At 54.5% G+C, this 19,776-nt stretch carries 18 protein-coding genes; all 18 read right to left on the bottom strand.

From position 1 onward, the window contains the following. On the bottom strand, nt 1–535 hold a 535-nt coding region (rfbC, locus tag IM273_RS01880; protein ID WP_193055529.1), incomplete at its 3' end, for a dTDP-4-dehydrorhamnose 3,5-epimerase. Nucleotides 536–537: 2 nt separating this feature from the next. Next, nucleotides 538–1,416, bottom strand: coding sequence for a glucose-1-phosphate thymidylyltransferase RfbA (gene rfbA / locus IM273_RS01885; RefSeq protein ID WP_193051675.1), 879 nt, complete (start codon nt 1,414–1,416; stop codon nt 538–540). Between the two features lie 48 nt (nt 1,417–1,464). After that, nucleotides 1,465–2,364 carry a dTDP-4-dehydrorhamnose reductase gene (rfbD, locus tag IM273_RS01890; protein WP_193051673.1) on the bottom strand — a complete coding sequence of 300 codons (900 nt, stop codon included), beginning with the start codon at nt 2,362–2,364 and terminating at the stop codon, nt 1,465–1,467. Beyond that, complete coding sequence (gene rfbB, locus IM273_RS01895; protein ID WP_193051672.1) at nt 2,364–3,449, bottom strand: dTDP-glucose 4,6-dehydratase; 1,086 nt, start codon at nt 3,447–3,449, stop codon at nt 2,364–2,366. Before rfbB ends, rfbD begins: the two co-directional genes overlap by 1 nt. Nucleotides 3,450–3,801: 352 nt before the next feature. Further along, nucleotides 3,802–4,698: a GalU regulator GalF gene (galF, locus tag IM273_RS01900; RefSeq protein WP_048957548.1), complete on the bottom strand. Its 897-nt coding sequence runs from the start codon at nt 4,696–4,698 to the stop codon at nt 3,802–3,804. Between the two features lie 176 nt (nt 4,699–4,874). Beyond that, nucleotides 4,875–6,266, bottom strand: coding sequence for a colanic acid biosynthesis protein WcaM (gene wcaM / locus IM273_RS01905; RefSeq protein WP_041909137.1), 1,392 nt, complete (start codon nt 6,264–6,266; stop codon nt 4,875–4,877). Between the two features lie 12 nt (nt 6,267–6,278). Next, nucleotides 6,279–7,499 (bottom strand): colanic acid biosynthesis glycosyltransferase WcaL, encoded by a 1,221-nt coding sequence (gene wcaL, locus IM273_RS01910; RefSeq protein WP_193051671.1) that lies wholly within the window; start codon nt 7,497–7,499, stop codon nt 6,279–6,281. Continuing rightward, a complete protein-coding gene (wcaK, locus tag IM273_RS01915; protein WP_047363165.1) occupies nt 7,496–8,776 on the bottom strand; it encodes a colanic acid biosynthesis pyruvyl transferase WcaK in 1,281 nt (426 codons plus the stop codon). The genes wcaL and wcaK overlap by 4 nt, the downstream gene beginning before the upstream one ends. A gap of 17 nt (nt 8,777–8,793) precedes the next feature. After that, on the bottom strand, nt 8,794–10,272 hold the full coding sequence (gene wzxC / locus IM273_RS01920) for a colanic acid undecaprenyl disphosphate flippase WzxC (protein WP_028013789.1): 1,479 nt from the start codon (nt 10,270–10,272) through the stop codon (nt 8,794–8,796). 1 nt (nt 10,273) lies between these two features. Next, nucleotides 10,274–11,668: an undecaprenyl-phosphate glucose phosphotransferase gene (wcaJ, locus tag IM273_RS01925; protein ID WP_028013790.1), complete on the bottom strand. Its 1,395-nt coding sequence runs from the start codon at nt 11,666–11,668 to the stop codon at nt 10,274–10,276. Nucleotides 11,669–11,714: 46 nt separating this feature from the next. Beyond that, entirely contained in the window at nt 11,715–13,085 is a 1,371-nt protein-coding gene (gene cpsG / locus IM273_RS01930) for a colanic acid biosynthesis phosphomannomutase CpsG (protein WP_193051670.1), read from the bottom strand. 109 nt (nt 13,086–13,194) lie between these two features. After that, nucleotides 13,195–14,631 (bottom strand): mannose-1-phosphate guanyltransferase, encoded by a 1,437-nt coding sequence (gene cpsB, locus IM273_RS01935; RefSeq protein WP_028013792.1) that lies wholly within the window; start codon nt 14,629–14,631, stop codon nt 13,195–13,197. Between the two features lie 3 nt (nt 14,632–14,634). Next, nucleotides 14,635–15,858 carry a colanic acid biosynthesis fucosyltransferase WcaI gene (gene wcaI, locus IM273_RS01940; RefSeq protein ID WP_045260413.1) on the bottom strand — a complete coding sequence of 408 codons (1,224 nt, stop codon included), beginning with the start codon at nt 15,856–15,858 and terminating at the stop codon, nt 14,635–14,637. Next, nucleotides 15,855–16,334 carry a GDP-mannose mannosyl hydrolase gene (locus IM273_RS01945; protein WP_074135958.1) on the bottom strand — a complete coding sequence of 160 codons (480 nt, stop codon included), beginning with the start codon at nt 16,332–16,334 and terminating at the stop codon, nt 15,855–15,857. Before IM273_RS01945 ends, wcaI begins: the two co-directional genes overlap by 4 nt. Nucleotides 16,335–16,336: 2 nt before the next feature. Then, on the bottom strand, nt 16,337–17,302 hold the full coding sequence (locus IM273_RS01950; protein WP_024908102.1) for a GDP-L-fucose synthase: 966 nt from the start codon (nt 17,300–17,302) through the stop codon (nt 16,337–16,339). A gap of 2 nt (nt 17,303–17,304) precedes the next feature. Continuing rightward, the gene (gmd, locus tag IM273_RS01955; RefSeq protein WP_003863514.1) at nt 17,305–18,426 is read right to left on the bottom strand and encodes a GDP-mannose 4,6-dehydratase; all 1,122 of its coding nucleotides are present in this window, start codon (nt 18,424–18,426) and stop codon (nt 17,305–17,307) included. Between the two features lie 24 nt (nt 18,427–18,450). Beyond that, the gene (gene wcaF, locus IM273_RS01960) at nt 18,451–18,999 is read right to left on the bottom strand and encodes a colanic acid biosynthesis acetyltransferase WcaF (protein WP_045260414.1); all 549 of its coding nucleotides are present in this window, start codon (nt 18,997–18,999) and stop codon (nt 18,451–18,453) included. Between the two features lie 15 nt (nt 19,000–19,014). Continuing rightward, complete coding sequence (gene wcaE, locus IM273_RS01965; protein WP_028013796.1) at nt 19,015–19,761, bottom strand: colanic acid biosynthesis glycosyltransferase WcaE; 747 nt, start codon at nt 19,759–19,761, stop codon at nt 19,015–19,017. Nucleotides 19,762–19,776 lie beyond the last annotated feature (15 nt).

Here is a 19,776-nt window from a genome sequence, read left to right on the forward strand (position 1 = left end):
CAGAAAAGAATGGCAAAGATTTGTCTTTGGATGAAAGATTAAAAACCGAATCATCATCACAATTCCAATTTATATTTAGCTGAGGATCATTCCATAATATTCCATTATCATATGCTGGCATATAATAATTATTAGTTTTATATACAAACTCGGCCACTTCGCTTAAAACTAAAAAGCCGTGAGCGAATCCTTCTGGGATCCAAAGTTGTCGCTTATTTTCTGCTGATAGCTTTACCCCAACCCATTGTGTAAATGTTGGTGATTCACGACGAATATCAACTGCAACATCATATACCTCACCAACAACACAGCGAACCAACTTTGCCTGGGCGAAGGGAGGTAATTGATAATGCAGTCCACGTAGCACCCCCTTACTTGACTTCGAGTGATTATCTTGAACAAACTCAACCTTACGTCCTACTGCCTTTTCAAATATTTGCTGATTAAAGCTTTCCATGAAAAAACCACGTTCATCGCCGAAAACTGTCGGTTCAAAAATTAATAAATCTGGTATATCTGTCTTGATTACATTCATTATTAGTAACCTTTAATCATTTTAATTAAATACTGCCCGTAAACATTTTTCGATAAAGGGATCGCTAGCTTTTTAACTTGTTCTGCATTGATAAATCCCTTACGGAATGCTATTTCTTCCGGGCAGGAAACTTTTAAACCCTGACGCTCTTCAATTGTCGCAATGAAATTACTTGCTTCTATCAGACTCTGATGAGTCCCCGTATCCAACCACGCATACCCACGCCCCATCATCGCAACAGACAGGCGCCCCTGCTCAAGATAAATACGGTTAATGTCAGTAATTTCTAACTCACCACGTGCAGAAGGCTTCAGGTTTTTTGCCATTTCAACTACGTCATTATCATAGAAATACAGCCCTGTAACGGCATAATTACTCTTCGGTTCTAACGGTTTTTCTTCCAGACTAATTGCGGTGCCGTTCTTATCAAATTCCACTACACCATATCGCTCAGGATCATTAACATGATAGGCGAATACTGTAGCACCTTCGTCTTTATTTACAGCGGCTTCGAGTTGCTTCGGCAGGTCATGTCCGTAGAAGATATTGTCACCTAACACCAAAGCGCAGCTGTCACTGCCGATAAACTCTTCACCAATGATAAACGCCTGTGCAAGGCCATCTGGACTTGGCTGTACTTTATATTGTAGATTCAGCCCCCACTGGCTGCCATCCCCAAGCAATTGTTCAAAACGTGGTGTGTCCTGTGGTGTGCTGATAATAAGAATATCTTTTATTCCTGCCAGCATAAGTGTTGACAGTGGGTAGTAAATCATTGGTTTGTCATAAATTGGCAGCAATTGTTTACTCACTGCCATTGTTACAGGGTAGAGACGAGTGCCAGATCCACCGGCAAGAATAATACCTTTACGCGTAGCCATCATTTTTCTCTATAAATACAAAATGCCCATATAAAGGCATTTATCTTCTTAAATTGATTGAGTCGTAAAAAGCTCAGCGAGCATCCGTTTTACGCCAATATCCCACGAAGGTAGTACAAGCCCAAAATTCACCTGAAACTTCTCTGTGTTCAAGCGTGAATTATGAGGTCGACGTGCAGGAGTTGGATAAGACGACGTTGGAACAGCATTAAGCTTTTCAAGAGCCAACTCAATACCTGCTTTTCTGGCCTCTTCAAACACCAGTGCTGCATAGTCATACCAGGTAGTCGTATTCGACGCGACCAGATGGTAGAGACCAGCAACTTCAGGCTTTATCATTGCGACACGAATAGCATGCGCTGTGCAGTCTGCTAACAACTCAGCGCCGGTTGGGGCACCAACTTGATCGTTGATAACGGAGAGTTCCTGGCGCTCTTTTGCGAGCCGCAACATCGTTTTAGCGAAATTGTTGCCCTTCCCCGCATATACCCAGCTGGTACGGAAAATAAGATGCTTAGGACAATGCGCCTGCAATACCTTTTCACCTTCAAGTTTTGTCTCACCGTATACATTCAACGGAGCAGTCGAATCTATTTCACGCCATGGCTTTTCACCGTCACCGGGGAATACATAATCGGTAGAGTAGTGAATAACCCATGCGTCTATTTTTGCGGCTTCTTTAGCTATCGCTTCAACGCTAGTTGCGTTGAGGAGTCTGGCAAAATCCGGTTCGGACTCAGCCTTATCAACGGCCGTATGCGCTGCAGCATTAACGACAACGTCAGGTTTAATTGTACGAACAGTTTCCGCGATTCCTTCAGGATTGCTAAAGTCTCCGCAATATTCTTTAGAATGCACATCGACCGCTATCAAATTACCTAGTGGAGCAAGCGCACGCTGGAGTTCCCACCCCACCTGCCCTGTTTTACCGAACAGAAGAATATTCATTATTTACGTTCTCCGTAGTTCTGCTCGATCCAACTTTTATAAGCCCCGCTTTTCACGTTGTTAACCCAGTTCAGATTGCTCAGATACCATTCCACCGTCTTACGAATGCCACTTTCAAAGCTCTCCTGTGGCGTCCACCCCAACTCAGCACCAATTTTATTTGCATCAATCGCATAGCGGCGGTCATGGCCCGGACGGTCAGCAACATAGGTAATCTGATCGCGATACGACCCCTCTTTAGGCACAATCTCATCCAGCAGATCGCAAATCGTATGCACCACATCAAGGTTCTGCTTTTCGTTGTGTCCACCAATGTTGTACGTCTCCCCCGGTTTCCCTTGGGTGACCACGGTATAGAGTGCACGCGCATGGTCTTCAACATAGAGCCAGTCGCGGATTTGATCGCCCTTGCCGTAAATAGGTAGCGCTTTGCCGTCCAATGCATTCAGGATAACCAGCGGAATCAGTTTTTCCGGGAAATGGTAAGGGCCATAGTTATTTGAACAGTTGGTGACGATGGTCGGGAAACCGTAGGTACGCATCCAGGCACGAACGAGATGATCGCTGGAGGCTTTTGACGCTGAATACGGACTGCTGGGCGCATACGCGGTAGTTTCAGTAAAGAGTGGCAGCTCAGTTGATGCAGGATGCTCATCAGGATGCGGCAAATCTCCATACACTTCGTCGGTAGATATGTGATGGAAACGGAACGCTTTCTTCGCCTGCTCATCCAGAGTGGACCAGTACGCGCGAGCGGCTTCCAGCAACACATAAGTGCCGACGATATTGGTTTCGATAAACGCTGCCGGGCCCGTAATAGAACGGTCAACGTGGCTTTCAGCAGCCAGATGCATTACCGCATCAGGCTTATGCTTTGCAAAGATGCGATCCATGGCGTCTTTGTCGCAAATATCGGCATGCTCAAAGGCATATCGGTTGCTATCACTAACTTCTGTTAGCGACTCCAGATTTCCGGCATAGGTGAGCTTATCTACATTGACGACATCGTCCTGGGTATTTTTAATAATATGTCGCACAACCGCTGAGCCGATAAAACCAGCCCCGCCCGTCACAAGAATTTTCACGTTATCTGTTCCGTCTAATGTATATGTCTGGATACTGGGGTTCTGAAACCTGAGCATTTATTAACTGTTTCAGAAATTGAGCACGCTACCGCCCCTGGCTTAACAGCTACCAGTGCACTGAGCGATGTTTGATTAATGATTTTGCTTGTCTGGTTACAGACAAAAACTGGCGTTAATTGTCGTCCTAAACGACCTCAGAAACAAGCACAAATCGCTACAAAGCTGCTGAGATTTGAATCAGATAACCCTATGTAATCATTAAAATTAATAACAAAAAACGGCAGTTATCATTTTGGTTATGTCTCAACACCAAAAATGATAACTGCCGTTTGTTCTGGACGCGGAATGAATATCAGTCGTTAGCCAACAGCTTCTCAATCCGGTTTCTGAACTTCGCCCCTTCCTTCAGATTGCGCAGCCCATAGTTCACAAACGCCTGCATGTATCCCAGCTTCTTACCGCAGTCGTAGCTGTCACCTGTCATCAGCATTGCGTCAACGGACTGTTTTTTCGCCAGTGCTGCAATTGCATCGGTCAACTGGATACGATCCCAGGCGCCTGGCTCAGTTTTTTCCAGTTCCGCCCAGATATCGGCATTCAGAACATAACGGCCAACCGCCATCAGATCCGAATCCAGCGTCTGCGGCTGATCGGGTTTTTCGATGAACTCAACGATGCGGCTCACCTGCCCTTCCGTCTCCAGCGCTTCTTTTGTCTGGATAACGGAGTACTCGGAGAGATCGCCCTTCATGCGTTTCGCCAGTACCTGGCTACGGCCGGTTTCATTGAAACGTGCCACCATTGCCGCCAGGTTGTAACGCAGCGGATCGGCTGAAGCGGTATCGATGATGATGTCCGGAAGAACAACGATGAATGGGTTATCACCCACTACCGGACGGGCACACAAAATCGAGTGACCCAGACCCAGCGGCTGTGCCTGACGCACGTTCATAATGGTTACGCCTGGCGGACAGATAGACTGCACTTCTGCCAGCAGCTGGCGTTTGACGCGCTGCTCAAGCAGCGCTTCGAGTTCGTAAGAGGTGTCGAAGTGGTTCTCAACCGCATTCTTGGATGAATGGGTAACCAGGACGATTTCTTTGATCCCTGCAGCAACAATCTCGTCGACGATATATTGAATCATCGGTTTGTCGACGATCGGCAGCATCTCTTTAGGAATGGCTTTAGTGGCTGGCAGCATATGCATGCCCAGACCTGCTACCGGAATGACTGCTTTCAAATTAATCATTATTTCTTCCACCTTAAAATGGTTGACGAATTATAGCTCTTAAACCTGTTTTCGCCAGCATGATTTGCCGTAATCCTCTGGCAATGTTACGCCTTAGCCCCACAAATTTCTGTAGTTGCAATCTGAATAGATCACACTTCTGTGCCAGGAATAGTCTCAAAATAGAAAGTTGTCGATTATCTGTGCGGAAGCGCAAAATTCAGCCTTTCCACATTCACTACCTGCTGATCCACCCGGTCAATATCCACCGAACTCTGCCCCTTCTCATTCACCGCTTTGATGTTCGCCAGCGACAGCAAGGTTTCGTCTTTGGCCATAAATTTACCCCGCACATCTTTACGCAGGTCGAAGTTGATCTTCAGCGCGGGGCCAATAGCCGCTTCCTGCATCACGTTGATATTACGTAAAAAAAGATGCTGCGGTTTATTGTGCAGCTCAAGCGTCGCCCGCTTCATCTCCACGTTGGTGATCGCTACAAAGGAGGTCGCATTACCGGATGAAATTTGTATTCCGCGCAGCTTATACGCTAGCTGGCGATTATCCAGATGGATATTGTTAAGCTTGAAGTTCTGCGGGATGGACAAATAATCGCCTTTAATTACGCCATAGCCGATTAACATTCCGGCACTATTGACCATGTCGACATTATCAATGATGAAATTATCACAGCCATAAATGGCGACCGTTGCGTTGTCTATACCCGCCTTTTTACTGAAATCGGGGGTAATATTTTTGGCCTTTATATTGCGGATAACAAAGTGTTTCCCGTTCTCAACGTGCACCAGCTGGCGACAGTTGCTGCCGGTGATATTTGCCACCACGAAGTTCTTCACGGTTTGCTTTTCCGGGTAGTCGTTATCGTAGGTGCTGCCGGCGAGGCCGATGCCGATGCCCCAGTTGATCTTGCCGTTGGTGCAGTTGATGTTATCGATCACATGATCGGAGATGAGAATATTGCGGTCATTGATGGCAACGTTCCACTCGATCGCATCGCCCTGCAGATGGCTGAATTTGCTGTTGGTGATCCGGGCGCCGTCAACCTGATTGTGAAAGCCCTGGCGCAGGATGGCGTAGTTAGCCTGGCTCACGCTGATGTTATCAATCACCAGATTGCGCATCACGCGAGGTTTCTTGCCGCCAATGTAAATCTGCGTCACCGGCCCAAATCCGCTCATTGCCAGCCCTTTGATCGCGCAGTCCGAGCCGCGAACATCGAGCGTGATGTTCTCCGTGCGCCCACTGCCTTCACCGATCACTTTGCAGCCTTCCTGCAGCACAAAACGCCCACGTCCGTTGCCGGTCAACGCTCCGCGGATCAGCAGCGTTTTACCGTCGGGAATGAAAATGCCCGTATTGATGTTTTCGCAGGTAAGTCCGGCCGGGACAACGACGGTGTCACCGTCCTTAAACGCCTGCTTAAAAGCGGCGATCCAGTCATTGTTATTGTACTGATTAATGGAGACCGTCTTTCCGCTTGCCGCCCGCGCCATGCGGGACGACAGCAGCGGCGAGGCCGCCAGAACGGACAGAGAAGAGACAAAGGTGCGTCGGGTAATCTTTTTCAGCATACAACCTCGGCGTTACAGCGTTTGCAGCAGGCTCGCTAACTGGCGATTGATTACCTGCTGGTTAAAATCGGTTTCAACTTTTTGTCGGGCATTCTGGAGCACAGGCTCCAGCGCCTGCTGGTCGATGTCGCTAAAGGCAGCCAATCGATCTGCAAGAGCCATCGCGTTATTCTCCGGCACCAGCCAGCCGGAATGATCAGATTTGATCAGCTCCGGGATCCCGCTGTGCAGCGTCGATACCACCGGGATCCCAACGGCCATCGCCTCCATCAGCGCCACCGGAATGCCTTCCATATCGCCATCGGCGCCCGTTACAGAAGGCAGCAGGAACACGTCCGCCTCATCGAGCATGGCTTTAACCTCATGGCTCGGCTTGAAGCCCGGCATCTCGACGACATCGTCCAGCTGATACTGTTCGATAAGCGTGCGCAGACGACGTTCCCACGGGCCAATGCCGAGAATGCGATAGTGGAACGCTACCCCGCGCGCCTTCAGCTGTCGGCAGGCTTCGATGGCCACGTGCAGACCTTTCTTCTCGGTCAGACGGGCTACGGAGATGATCTGCAGCGGTTTTCCCGGCACCTTAACCGGGCGGCGAGTGAAGCGCGTTAAATCGACGCCCATACGCGACACGGCAATTTTCTCCCCCGGACAGCCCATGCTTTTCAGTCGTCCGGCCCACAGGTCGCTGATGGGCAGCATCATGTCGCCGCGGCGGAAAAGCTCCTGATACTCCGGCGTGTAGTGGTTCAGCACCTCGCGGCTGGAAATGTCGATACCGTGGAAGATGGTCGCAATTTTGCCGTCAATTACGCCAAGCTCACGCAGTTTCGCGGCGGTGACCCCCGCCGGGCCAAAGTGGGCGATAAACACGTCGGCACGATACGGCTGCGCCGTTTGCCCGCAGATGGCCGACAGAATTAAATTGCGAGATTCCGATCCATAGCGGGAAACGTTCAGCGCGCGCCACGTCGACGCGCGGTGGATCCCGCGTAACGTCTGGCTGGCCCGGTAGCGCAGCTTGCTCAGCTTCCCGGCCGGTTCGTCCTGCAGCCAGCGGGTCTTCTCCTCCAGCCCATACTGGGCATACGCCGCATGGGTATTTTTGGTGTCGCCCTTTTGCAGGGCGACGATCTCCACGTCATATCCCATATCGATAAACGCGGTAATTTGGTTCAGTACAAAGGTCTCAGACGACAGCGGAAATTTCAGTAAGAAGAAACCAACCTTCATTTCCCCTCCCGCACGCGTTCAAGCACCGATTTCACCATTCCAATGCCCTTCTCGCGCTCGGCTTTCACCGCTACCGCCAGGCGTTCATTGATCGCGGGCAGTTGACCCAGGGTGTCCCCCACCATTGCACCGAGCGATCCGTCCAGCAGATGACGAATATCCACGGCCATCTCCGGCATGCCAAGCTGCTGCATAATCCCGGCGGACTTGTGCTCATAGTTAATGGCGATGGCCGGCGTGCCAAAGTTCATGGAGATAATCGCCGAGTGCAGACGGGTGCCCACGGTCAGGTCGCAGGCTGCAAGCAGTTTGCCCATCTCCAGGTCGTTCAGCTCGTCCATCACCACGTGGTAGCGGGACGGGTCGTTCACCAGGTTGCGCAGGTTCAGCGCCACCATGCGGTCATCTTTGTTGTAGCTGTCGATGCCAGTACAGGTTGAGAGCGCCAGCACCTGGTAACCGCTGTCCAGTACGCGGTTCACCACGTCGGCGAACGCTTTCTCATAGGCTGCCTGGGTGGTGCCAAGACGCTTATCGAACGGGGCGAGTTCACGCAGGGTAATCGCAACGGTCTTCTGTTTCGCCGTCACGTCGAGCCAGTGCTGCACCGCGTAGCTCGGCTGGAAGTTATCGTCCTGGTGATCCACCAGCCAGGCGGTATCCACGCCGTGTTCTACTTTAGAGGTGTCAATTTCGCTACGCTTCATCATGTCGAGGCTGACCGATTCACGCAGGATCAGCGCGTCGCAGTGGCCAAACACATAATTTGCCAGCTGGTTAAACTGCGGATCCTGGAACGGCCCGACGCTGTGGCCGATCATAAACAGCGGCTTTTTCGCCATGAACGTGCACAGCGCATGCTCAAACTGCGGCACGCCGTAAAGATCGACGAAGAACGAGCCGCCGACCTGAATAATGGCGTCATAGCCGGAAAGCAGACGCACGAAGTCCGTAAATCCCTGCGCGATTGCGATGTTGCGCAGCCTGCCGGTGTCGGTGACGCGGGAAAGCAGCACCTGATGCTGGTAGCGACGGCGCAGCACTTTCTTCACGCGACCCATCACGCCCGCGGCGTTATTGTGCTGTTTCATCTGGCTGTAGAGCGGGTCGCCCATCACCGGGCGGTTCAGTAACCAGGATGAGCTGACCGGATAACGGCTCATCACGTCCACTTCAGTCTCAGGCTTAAGGGTGTTAATTGCATCCAGTAAACCGCGCAGGATGGCGCTGTCGCCACGGTTGCCGCAGGTATGGTTGCCAAGAATTAATAATTTCATAATGGCCTCTTAAAGAACTAGCCTGCGCGAAGCAGCGTTTTCATTTTTTCGTTACGGCAAAACTGGCGCTTCATCTCTACCACCAGCGCGTTGCGCGACAGCACAATCATCACGCCAAAGGCCAGCGCGCCCGCGGCAACCTGCACCGCCAGCAGCGCGGCCAGCGGCAGATGCCCGCTGAGGATAATGCCCAGGCCGTAGCTCACCGCCAGGGTCGGCAATGAGAGATAGAACGGCAGCCACAGGCTCAGGATGTACTGACGGTAGCTGGAGCCCAGCACCGGTTTGATCATGATGAAGTAGCTCAGAACGGTATTGACGATCTGCACCAGCAGGAAGCCCAGCGTGACGCCGATGGCGCCCGCCATATGCCCGCCGACGATAATCGCCGGAATAAACAGGAAAGTTTTGAACACGTTGAACTTAAAGCTGATATCCACGCGCGCCTTCGCCATCAGCAGAGAACCAATCGGATTGCCCACGGAGCGCAGCAGCCCCACCACACACAGCAGCTGCAGGATCGGGATAATGCCGTTCCACTTCTCGCCAAACACCAGCGGCACGAAGTTACTGGAAACCACCATCAGCCCCAGCAGCACCGGGAAGTTGATAATCCCCACCACGGAAAGCAGCTTGTAGAAGTTGACGCGCAGCTTCTCGGTGTCGTCCTGAATCTTGGCGAACGCCGGGAACAGCACGCGAGTAATAATGGGGTTCAACTTCATAGGAGGAACAACCGCAACGTTATAGGCCAGGTTGTAGCCCCCCGCCACGCTCGCGCCGAGAATACGTGCCAGCACCAGCGTCGAAAGGTTGGTGTTCACGTAGTTGATGATGCTGTCCGCCGTCAGCCACGCGCCAAAGCGCAGGTTGGACGAGACGGACGCGAGAGAGAAGTGCAGCCCCGGACGGTAAATCTTGCGGCCAAAGTAGCCGAACAGCAGCGTACGCACGGCAGAGTTAACCAGGTAACCGAGGATGGCGGTCATCGCCAGCGGCCAGAAATGGGCGCTCGCCACGGTAAAGGTAAAGCCCGCCAGCACGGCGCTGGTTTCAATCATGCCGATCTTGTTGAACTCCAGCTCTTTCTGCATCAGCGCGCGGAACTGCTGCCCGTGCGGGATAACCACGAATGCAAAGGACAACGTACGCATCAGCGGAGCGAGGTCCGGGTTGTGCAGCACGCTGGCGATGGTGTCGCTCAGGAGGAACACCAGCACAAAGACGAAAATCCCCAGCCCCACGTTCAGCCAGTAGAGCGTGGTCAGCTCAAGATGGCTGATCTCTTTGCGCTGGATAATGGAGTTGGCGATACCAAAGTCAGACAGCGTGTCGGCCAGCGCGATAATCACCAGCGAGACGGTCAGCAGGCCGAACTGGTGGTTATCGATAATGCGCGCCAGCACCGTCATCTGCACCAGGCCGAGGCCAATGATGACGATGGTCGCCATCGCTGACCACTTGGCGCCGCTGATGGTTTTTTCACGTAAGCTCATCTTAGTACGCCGCTTTGTTCACGAAACCTTTGAAGATGGTCAGAAAAACAATCTTGATATCGAACCAGAGGCTCCACTCGCGGATGTACTCCAGATCGAACTCGATGCGTTTTTCCATTTTTTCCAGCGTGTCGGTCTCGCCGCGCCAGCCGTTGATCTGCGCCCAGCCGGTGATACCCGGCTTCACCTTATGGCGCAGCATGTAGCCCTCAATCAGCGAACGGTACTGCTCGTTATGCGCCACCGCGTGCGGACGCGGGCCAACAATCGACATGCCGCCGGTAAAGACGTTGATGAACTGCGGCAGCTCGTCAAGCGAAGTGCGGCGCAGGAAGTTACCCACGCGGGTGACGCGCGGATCGTTCTGCGTCGCCTGGGTCACCACCTTGTCGTTTTCCATGACCTTCATGGAGCGGAATTTCCACACCATGATTGGCTTACCGTCCATGCCGTAGCGGGTCTGACGGAAGATGACCGGGCCGGGAGAGCTCAGCTTCACCGCCAGAGCGATGCAGCACAGCACCGGGGAAATAAGCAGTAAGATCAGCGAAGAGAGTACGATATCTTCCACGCGCTTGAGCACGCGGTTAATCCCCGACAGCGGCGTGTCGTACAGCGGTACCACCGGCACGCCGTTCACCTCCTCAATGCGGGAATGCAGAATGTTGAAGGTAAACACGTCCGGGATCAGGATCACCGAGCAGGTCGTGTCCGCCAGCTCGCGCATCAGCTGCTTGATGCGGGTTTCGTCTTTCATCTGCATGGCAATATAAACGTTGTGAATTTTGCCCGCTTTCGCGTCTTCAATCAGCTGGTCGTAATTGCCCGCCCAGTCAGACGGCACGCCACCCGGCTTCGCGTCGTGATAAATCCCCACCACTTCAAAGCCTAACCACGGCTCTTTGCGGAAGCTGTCGAGCAACACCCTCCCCACCGGCAGATCGCCTGCCACCGCCACGAAGCGACGGTTATAGCCGCGGTTACGCAGCCAGCCCGCGCCAAAGCGGATCAGGGAACGGCACACCACCATGCCGACGCTGGTTAACAGGTACCAGCAGAGATAGGTCACGAAGCGGTTGTCAAAATCATGGCTGAACGCCACCAGACCGGCGCTGAAAATCAGGCTCAGGGTCCAGTTCTGCAGCAGCAGCATCAGTTCGGTGGTCATTTTCACGCCGCGCCACGAGCGGTAGAAATCGGTCATTCCGCCGATCATCTGAAACACAACCAGCGCAATCAGGGCCATCAGAAGATGCATATATAAGAACGGCAGCCCGCTGATCCGACACACCGCCCACAATCCACCGACCATGATGGTGATATCAGAAAAACGCTGCACCATAGAGATTAACGATGCATTCGTTCTCGCTCGTTCGCGTTTTTTTAGATTCGTCATCGTTGTTCCTGTATTCGGTTCCCCCTCCCGCCGGGAGGGGCAATTGTTACTGAGTCAACAGCGCCAGAATGTCCTTCGTTCGGGCTTCCATCAGCGCCGTATCAGCGCGGGATTCCACGTTCAGGCGAACCACCGGCTCGGTGTTGGACGAACGCAGGTTAAAGCGCCACTGCGGGAACGCCATGCTGATGCCGTCCGTACGGTCAATCTCCAGCGCGTGAATGGCAAAGTGCTGTTCAACGCGGGCAATCGCCTCGGCCGGCTGCGCCAGCTTGCTGTTGATCTCCCCGCTCGCCGGGAAGGCAGCCATACGATCGCGTACCAGTTCTCCCAGGCTCTGCCCCTTCAGGCACAGGAGTTCGGTCACCAGCAGCCACGGGATCATCCCGCTGTCGCAGTAGGCAAAATCACGGAAATAGTGGTGCGCGCTCATCTCGCCGCCGTAGATGGCGTCTTCTTCGCGCATGCGCTCTTTGATGAAGGCATGGCCGGTTTTAGACATCACCGGCTCGCCGCCCGCGGCCTTCACCACGTCGACGGTGTTCCAGGAAAGACGCGGATCGTGAATGATCTTCGCGCCCGGGTTTTTCTCCAGGAACGCTTCCGCCAGCAGGCCAACGATGTAGTAGCCTTCGATAAACTGCCCTTTCTCATCGAACAGGAAGCAGCGGTCGAAGTCGCCGTCGAAGGCGATGCCCATATCGGCACCGTGCTCAATCACCGCGTTACGGGTGTCGTCGCGGCACTCCGGCAGCAGCGGGTTAGGAATACCGTTCGGGAAGTTACCGTCCGGCGTGTTGTGTACCTTGACGAAGGTCACCGGCACGTTCAGCGCCTTAAAGCGGGCTTCCAGCGCATCGACAACCGGGCCGGCCGCACCGTTACCGGAGTTGATGACCAGCTTGAGCGGCTTGAGGTTCGCCACGTTGATGTAGCCCAGCAGGTGGTCGATGTACTCTTTCTGCAGGTTAATCTGCTTGTAGCTGCCGCGCTTCGCTTCGTTCACCGGCGGGAAGTCGTTAGCTTCCGCGAGGCGCTGCACGTCGCGCAGGCCGGTGTCGCCGCTAATCGGACGCGCGCCCTTGCGCACCAGCTTCATGCCGTTGTAGTCCATCGGGTTGTGGCTGGCCGTCACTTCGATACCGCCGTCCACGCCGAGGTGGAAGGTGGCAAAGTAAATCTCTTCGGTTCCGGACAGGCCGATGTCCAGCACGTCCACGCCCGCGTCCTGCAGCCCTTTTGCCAGCGCCAGCTTCAGGGATTCACTGGTCAGACGCACGTCGCCGCCCAGCACGATGGTCTTAGGTTTTAAATATTCGCCGTACGCGCGGCCGATGCGCCACGCGATGTCTTCGTTCAGCTCTTCGCCCAGCTTGCCGCGAATATCGTAGGCTTTAAAACAGGTTAATTTTTCCATGATGACCCCTTTTTCAGGCAACAGTTGGCCCTGACCACTTAATGGCCAAATTTATTTTTGTCATTCGTAGGCCCGGCAGGCGCAGCGCCGCCGGGCATGATGCGGCGTGCTACACGCGCCCGTAGCGATCCTGGAAGCGCACAATGTCGTCCTCTTCCAGATACGAGCCGGAGCGCACCTCAATTAAATCGAGAGGAATTTTTCCCGGGTTTTCCAGACAGTGCGTGGCGCCCAGCGGAATATAAATGGACTCGTTTTCACCCAGCAGCTTCACTTCGCCGTCGATTGTGACTTTGGCCGTACCCGCCACCACCACCCAGTGTTCAGCGCGGTGATGGTGCATCTGCACCGACAGCCCCTCGCCCGGCTTCACGGTGATGCGCTTCACCTGATAGCGGTCACCCGCGTCGATGGAGTCATATTTGCCCCACGGACGGTACACTTCACGGTGAATGTGGTGTTCGTGACGGCCATCGGCCTTGATCTTCTCAACCACTTTTTTAACGTCCTGCACGGCGTTACGGTCGGCAATCAGCACCGCGTCTTTGGTCTGGACAACCACCAGATCCTTCACCCCGACGGTGGTGACGAGGCCGGACTCGGCGTAAACGTAGCTGTTTTCGGTTTTGTGGCTAATCACATCGCCGTGATGGACGTTACCCTCCGGGGTATGGGCGCTGATCTCCCACAGGGAGGACCAGGAGCCAACGTCGCTCCAGCCTGCATCCATCGGTACCACCACCGCGTCAGCCGTGCGTTCCATCACGGCGTAGTCGATAGACTCTTCCGGGCAGGCGAGGAACGCCTCTTCATCCACGCGGATAAAGTCGAGATCCGGGTCCACCACCGCCATCGCTTTTTCGCAGGCGTTCAGAATATCCGGGCGGTATTTACGCAGCTCTTCGAGATAGCGTCCGGCGCGGAACAGGAACATCCCGCTGTTCCAGTAATATTCACCGCTGGCGACATAGGCCTGCGCGGTTTCGAGATTCGGTTTTTCGACAAACTGCGCCACGTCAAACGCCACGCTGTCGCCTTCACCCGGCGTTACGCTGCCGCGACGGATGTAGCCGTAGCCGGTTTCCGGCAGATCCGGCACGATGCCGAAGGTCACCAGCTTGCCGCTCTCGGCGTAAGGGATCGCGGCACGCACCGCGTCGCGGAATGCGTCTTCCTGCTGGATAACGTGATCTGCCGCCAGGACCAGCATCAGCGGGTCACAGTCAGGGCTGCTGCGTTTTGCCGCCAGCGCCGCCAGGGCGATCGCGGGCGCGGTATTACGTCCGGCAGGCTCCAGGATGATGTTTTCCGTGAGCTTGTTCAGCTGGCGCAGCTGCTCGGCAACGATAAAGCGGTGCTGTTCGTTACAAATCACCACCGGGCTTTCACACTCCACGCCGTGCAGACGGTTTACCGTCGTCTGCAGCATGGTGAGATCCCCTTTCAGGCAGAGGAACTGTTTTGGATAGAGCACGCGGGACAGCGGCCACAACCGGCTACCAGAGCCACCAGCCATCACAACCGGATACAAAGTGGTTTGACTCATGATTTATCCCCGTATATCTGCAATAAATTGGCTCAGCACGTTCTCTTTCTCGAGCGTGCGTTCGGCATATTCACGTGCCACCGTGTTCACTTTTGGCATGGCGAGTGCCTGTTCAATGCCGGTGACCAGCGCGGGAACGGATTCCGGCTCCACGCACACGGCAATCCCCGGATAGCTGCCACACAGCTGGCCTAATTCAGTTTCGGCTTCGGCCGTAATCACCGCGTTACCGCCCACTGCCAGAATGTTGGTCAGCTTGGACGGCAGCACCGCATCCGCCGCGCCGCGTTTTTGCACGACCAGATGGCAATCCGCCATTTTCAGCAGCGCGGGCAGCGCATCGTACGATTGCAGCGGGAAAAACTTCACGTTGGTCAGGCCGCGTTCACTGGCCATCTTCTCCAGCCGCGCTTTTCCCCCGCCCTGTCCGACAATCACAAACGTCCACGGCTGTTCGATCAGCAGCTGGGCCGCTTCAATAACGCTCTCCAGCCCCTGCTTTTCGCCGATGTTGCCTGAGTAAAGAATGATTTTTTGGTCTTCAGGCAAACCGAGCCGGGCGCGCAGCGCCTGAGCCTCTTGCTCCGTCACGTCGCGAAAACGCGCCACTTCGGACCAGTTCGGGAAGAAGATAACCTTCTCCGCCGGGACGCCCTTCTCCTGCGCTTTGTTCATCATCGAGCGCGAGATCGTTGAGACGTAATCCACGTTATGCAGGCCACTGCGCTCAAAGGCGCTGGCGAGCTTCGCCACCTTGCCGCCCTTGCCTTTCCCGGCCATCCCCAGACCGAGCATGGCGTCCACTTCATAATCCTGAATGTGCAGCAGGGTGCGCGCGCCGGAGAGTTTTCCCAGCAGGCGCATGCCCGGCGTGCAGAACAGCGTCGGCACCACGCCGATAATGCGATCCGGCTTCCAGCGACGCTGCGCCATCAGCGGGAAGAAACTGCTGAGGGCAAAGCTGCCCAGATGAATTAAACGTTTCAGCGTCGAGGGCTGTTTCGGCACGTAGAGCGGGCAGCGCCAGACGGTCGCGGCCCCCTCTTCACGGCGATAGCGCCAGCTGGAATAGCGTTCGCCTACCTTCCACTCCGGGTAATACGGCGGGGCAGTAATCACCCGCACGTCATGTCCCTGGCTCGCCATCCACTCCACCATCTCGCCGGTGTATTTCCCGATACCGGTTAATTCCGGCGAGTAGTTAATTCCGTAGACGAGGATTTTCATAGTCCTGGCACCTCGGCCTGACGTTCCGCGAGGAAGTACGCCCGACTGTTGTCATGGACGTTGTCGCTTGCCAGCAGCGCCTCTGGCGTTAGCCAGCGGTAATCGTCATGCTGAGAATCAGGCAGACGCAGGTCTGCCTCACTCACCTTCAGGCGGAACCCCAGCACGATGTAGTGCGTGGAGAACCCGGTGCCCGAAAAGTTATCGTCATAGAAGTGCTGCCAGACCCCGTAAAACTGGCCCGCTGCCATCGGCAGCTGCAGGCCCAGCTCCGCCAGAGTGAGACGCTCAAACGCATCAACCAGCGTCTCATCCTTCTGCACGCGCCCGCCGGGCACGAACCAGAAGCCCTGTGCAGGACGATTGGTTCGTTTCCCCAGCAAGAACTCGCCGCGTTCGTTCTCCACGATCAAATCAATCGAAATGAGCGGAGTGGAACGCACTACCGTGGCAAAATCTTCCTGACTTAAAAACATCATTACCCCCGGAAGCGGTGCTGGTTTTCCAGGAACCACTGGTAGGTGCTGGCCAGCCCCTGCTCCAGTGAGACCTCGTGATACCAGCCCAGCTGATGCAGACGGGTCACGTCCAGCAGCTTGCGCGGCGTGCCGTCCGGTTTGGTCGCGTCAAACACTACGCGGCCCTTGTAGCCCACCACCTGCGCGATGGTCTGCGCCAGCTCGCGAATGGTGCAGTCCACGCCGGTACCCACGTTAATGTGCGACAGCATCGGCTCGGTGTTTTCCTGCCACACCTCGCGATCCAGCTCCATCACGTGAATGCTGGCAGCCGCCATGTCGTCCACGTGCAGGAACTCGCGCATTGGCGTTCCGCTGCCCCACACCACCACGTCCGGGGCGTTTTCGGCAGTCGCCTCGTGGAAGCGACGCAGCAGCGCCGGGATCACGTGGGAATTGCTCGGGTGGAAGTTGTCGTGCGGTCCGTACAGGTTAGTCGGCATCACCGAGCGATAGTCGCGGTTGTACTGACGGTTGTAGGACTCGCACAGCTTGATCCCGGCAATTTTGGCAATCGCGTAGGGCTCGTTAGTAGCTTCCAGCGTGCCTTGCAGCAACTCACTTTCGGCGATCGGCTGCTTCGCCATCTTCGGGTAGATACAGGATGAACCGAGGAACAGCAGCTTGTTCACGTTGTGCAGATGCGCGGCGTGAATGATGTTGCTCTCAATCATCATGTTCTCGTAGATGAAATCCGCCGGATAGGTGTTGTTAGCGACAATGCCGCCCACCTTCGCCGCCGCCAGATACACCTGGTCAATGCGTTCGTTGGCAAAGAAGTCCTGTACCGCACGGCTGTCGAGCAGGTTCAGCTCGTCACGGGTGCGGACAATCACCTCTACGTCACCGCGCTGTTCCAGCTGGCGGACAATCGCGGAACCCACCATTCCGCGATGACCGGCGACAAAAATACGTTGTTTTGTCATTCTCAGGACTCCAGCGCGATGGCAACCTCGTAGCCATGAGACTTGAGCAGGGAGTGTTTTTTCGCTGCTTCAAGATCTTTGGCCACCATCTCGGAAACCATCTCCTGCAGAGTGGTTTCTGGTTTCCAGCCCAGCTTCTCGTGCGCTTTGGTTGGGTCGCCCAGCAGGGTTTCTACTTCAGCAGGACGGAAGTAGCGCGGGTCAACCTGCACAATTACGTCGCCTGGCTTCACGCCCGGCGCGTCGTGGCCGGTCACGGACACAACGATACCCTTCTCTTCCACGCCGGTGCCTTCGAAGCGCAGCTTGATGCCCAGCTGCGCCGCAGCCATCTCAACGAACTGACGCACGGAGTACTGCACGCCGGTCGCGATAACGAAGTCTTCTGGTTGTTCCTGCTGCAGCATCATCCACTGCATTTTCACGTAGTCTTTGGCATGGCCCCAGTCACGCAGGGAGTCCATGTTGCCGAGGTGCAGGCAAGATTCCAGACCCTGAGCAATGTTGGCGATCGCGCGGGTGATTTTACGGGTCACGAAGGTTTCACCGCGGCGCGGGGATTCGTGGTTGAACAGAATGCCGTTACAGGCGTACATACCGTAGGATTCACGGTAGTTCACGGTGATCCAGTAGGCGTACAGTTTTGCTACCGCATACGGAGAGCGCGGGTAGAACGGCGTGGTCTCTTTCTGTGGAATTTCCTGCACCAGACCGTACAGCTCGGAGGTAGATGCCTGGTAGAAGCGAGTTTTCTTCTCAAGACCGAGGAAGCGAATCGCCTCCAGCAGACGCAGGGTACCCATGGCGTCAACGTCAGCGGTGTATTCCGGGGACTCGAAGGAGACCGCAACGTGGCTCATCGCCCCCAGGTTGTACACTTCATCCGGCTGTACTTCCTGCAGGATACGGGTCAGGTTGGAGGTATCGGTCAGGTCGCCGTAGTGCAGGTGGAATTTCGGGTTCGCCGCGTGAGGATCCTGATAGATGTGATCCACACGTTCGGTGTTGAAAGAAGACGCACGACGCTTAATACCGTGCACTTCATACCCTTTCTCCAGCAGCAGTTCTGCCAGGTAAGAACCATCCTGCCCGGTAACGCCGGTGATGAGAGCGACTTTAGACATGTTTATATTCCTCTACTTATGAATTTAATCAGTTTCAACGCGTTCGCGTATCACCACTGCGGGGTTGCCACGGCAAACTTTATTTGCCGGTAGCGATTTAAAAACGCTGCTGCGGGCACCGACTACCGTGCCATCGCCAACAGAAATACCTGGTGCAACAAAAACATCCGTTGCCAGCCAGCACTTTTCACCGATCACAATAGGCGAAGCGGTAATATCAAAATGCGGGCTCATAAAGTCGTGGCTGCCGGTGCACAAATAACACTTCTGTGAAACCACCGAATTTGCGCCAATCGTAATCTCGCCCAGGGTATATAACACCGCGTCATCCCCTACCCAGGCGTAATCCCCGAGGGTTAATTTCCAGGGGTAGGTAATCTTTACCGAAGGTCGAATAACTACGTTTTTTCCGATTTTTGCGCCAAACAGGCGCAATAAAAAGGCTCGCCAGCGGTACAGTATTTGCGGCGACCAGGCAAATAAGGTTGCCTGAACCGCCCACCATAGCTGTACCTTAATACCGTTCCCGCCCCGAAAACCTTTCGGCACGGAGAAACCTTTTAAATCCTGCATTGCGTTTCCTTATATTCAGGCTTTGTTATATAAGGTTTTCGTTTTACCTGTCGTACGCAGGCGTAATAAATAAGACAATTCCGCCCAGAATCCCGGCACGCGTAATATTTGACGCTGCACCTTTTTTGCATCCTGGCATAATTCCAGATTATTAGACGTTGACACGCCGCCCATCGAAAATTCAGACACCAGCCCTTTAATTCGACGGAACGGGTAACCTGATTTATACAGGCTGGCGGCCAGCGCATAATCGGATGACACCTTGTACTGCAAATCGTAAGGCTGTTTTTTCAGACCGTTTACCGGGAAGAAAATGGCCTGATGGCTGGCCGGCAGGCTATGGTAGATATACCAGCCTGGCTTGGCGCTGCGGCAGACTTTATGCCCGTCGCCAAAATCGAGCAGCGCATCGCCAATATACATGGCATCCTCTTTCTGGCGCGCCAGCTGACGAGCAAACAGCGCCACGTCGTCGTGGAAAATATCGCCCGAGTTGAGGAAGATGGCATAACGGCCCTGGGCCATAGTAATGCCCTTGTTCATCGCATCGTAGATGCCTTTATCTTTCTCGCTGATGTAGCGTAAGTTGAATTCACCGTTGAGTTTTTCCAGAAACTCCGCCGTGCCATCGTTCGAGCCGCCGTCGACCACGATCCACTCAAAGGTGAGGCTTGGATCGCGCGCCAGGTTGCGCAGCGAGCGCCAGGTTTTTACCACCCCTTCGTAATTACGAAAAGCGACAGTAATGACGCTAAGAAACATAAATCACCTCATTTC

It is taken from the genome of Enterobacter cloacae complex sp. P13B, assembly GCF_014895915.1.
GTDB lineage: Bacteria > Pseudomonadota > Gammaproteobacteria > Enterobacterales > Enterobacteriaceae > Enterobacter > Enterobacter bugandensis.

Excerpts from the sequence above, each read along its gene's own strand:
- rfbA (WP_193051675.1), bottom strand. The coding sequence starts at position 1,416 with ATGGCTACGCGTAAAGGTATTATTCTTGCCGGTGGATCTGGCACTCGT.
- rfbD (WP_193051673.1), bottom strand. The coding sequence starts at position 2,364 with ATGAATATTCTTCTGTTCGGTAAAACAGGGCAGGTGGGGTGGGAACTC.
- galF (WP_048957548.1), bottom strand. The coding sequence starts at position 4,698 with ATGATTAATTTGAAAGCAGTCATTCCGGTAGCAGGTCTGGGCATGCAT.
- wcaM (WP_041909137.1), bottom strand. The coding sequence starts at position 6,266 with ATGCTGAAAAAGATTACCCGACGCACCTTTGTCTCTTCTCTGTCCGTT.
- wcaL (WP_193051671.1), bottom strand. The coding sequence starts at position 7,499 with ATGAAGGTTGGTTTCTTCTTACTGAAATTTCCGCTGTCGTCTGAGACC.
- wcaK (WP_047363165.1), bottom strand. The coding sequence starts at position 8,776 with ATGAAATTATTAATTCTTGGCAACCATACCTGCGGCAACCGTGGCGAC.
- wzxC (WP_028013789.1), bottom strand. The coding sequence starts at position 10,272 with ATGAGCTTACGTGAAAAAACCATCAGCGGCGCCAAGTGGTCAGCGATG.
- wcaJ (WP_028013790.1), bottom strand. The coding sequence starts at position 11,668 with ATGACGAATCTAAAAAAACGCGAACGAGCGAGAACGAATGCATCGTTA.
- cpsG (WP_193051670.1), bottom strand. The coding sequence starts at position 13,085 with ATGGAAAAATTAACCTGTTTTAAAGCCTACGATATTCGCGGCAAGCTG.
- cpsB (WP_028013792.1), bottom strand. The coding sequence starts at position 14,631 with ATGAGTCAAACCACTTTGTATCCGGTTGTGATGGCTGGTGGCTCTGGT.
- wcaI (WP_045260413.1), bottom strand. The coding sequence starts at position 15,858 with ATGAAAATCCTCGTCTACGGAATTAACTACTCGCCGGAATTAACCGGT.
- IM273_RS01945 (WP_074135958.1), bottom strand. The coding sequence starts at position 16,334 with ATGTTTTTAAGTCAGGAAGATTTTGCCACGGTAGTGCGTTCCACTCCG.
- IM273_RS01950 (WP_024908102.1), bottom strand. The coding sequence starts at position 17,302 with ATGACAAAACAACGTATTTTTGTCGCCGGTCATCGCGGAATGGTGGGT.
- gmd (WP_003863514.1), bottom strand. The coding sequence starts at position 18,426 with ATGTCTAAAGTCGCTCTCATCACCGGCGTTACCGGGCAGGATGGTTCT.
- wcaF (WP_045260414.1), bottom strand. The coding sequence starts at position 18,999 with ATGCAGGATTTAAAAGGTTTCTCCGTGCCGAAAGGTTTTCGGGGCGGG.
- wcaE (WP_028013796.1), bottom strand. The coding sequence starts at position 19,761 with ATGTTTCTTAGCGTCATTACTGTCGCTTTTCGTAATTACGAAGGGGTG.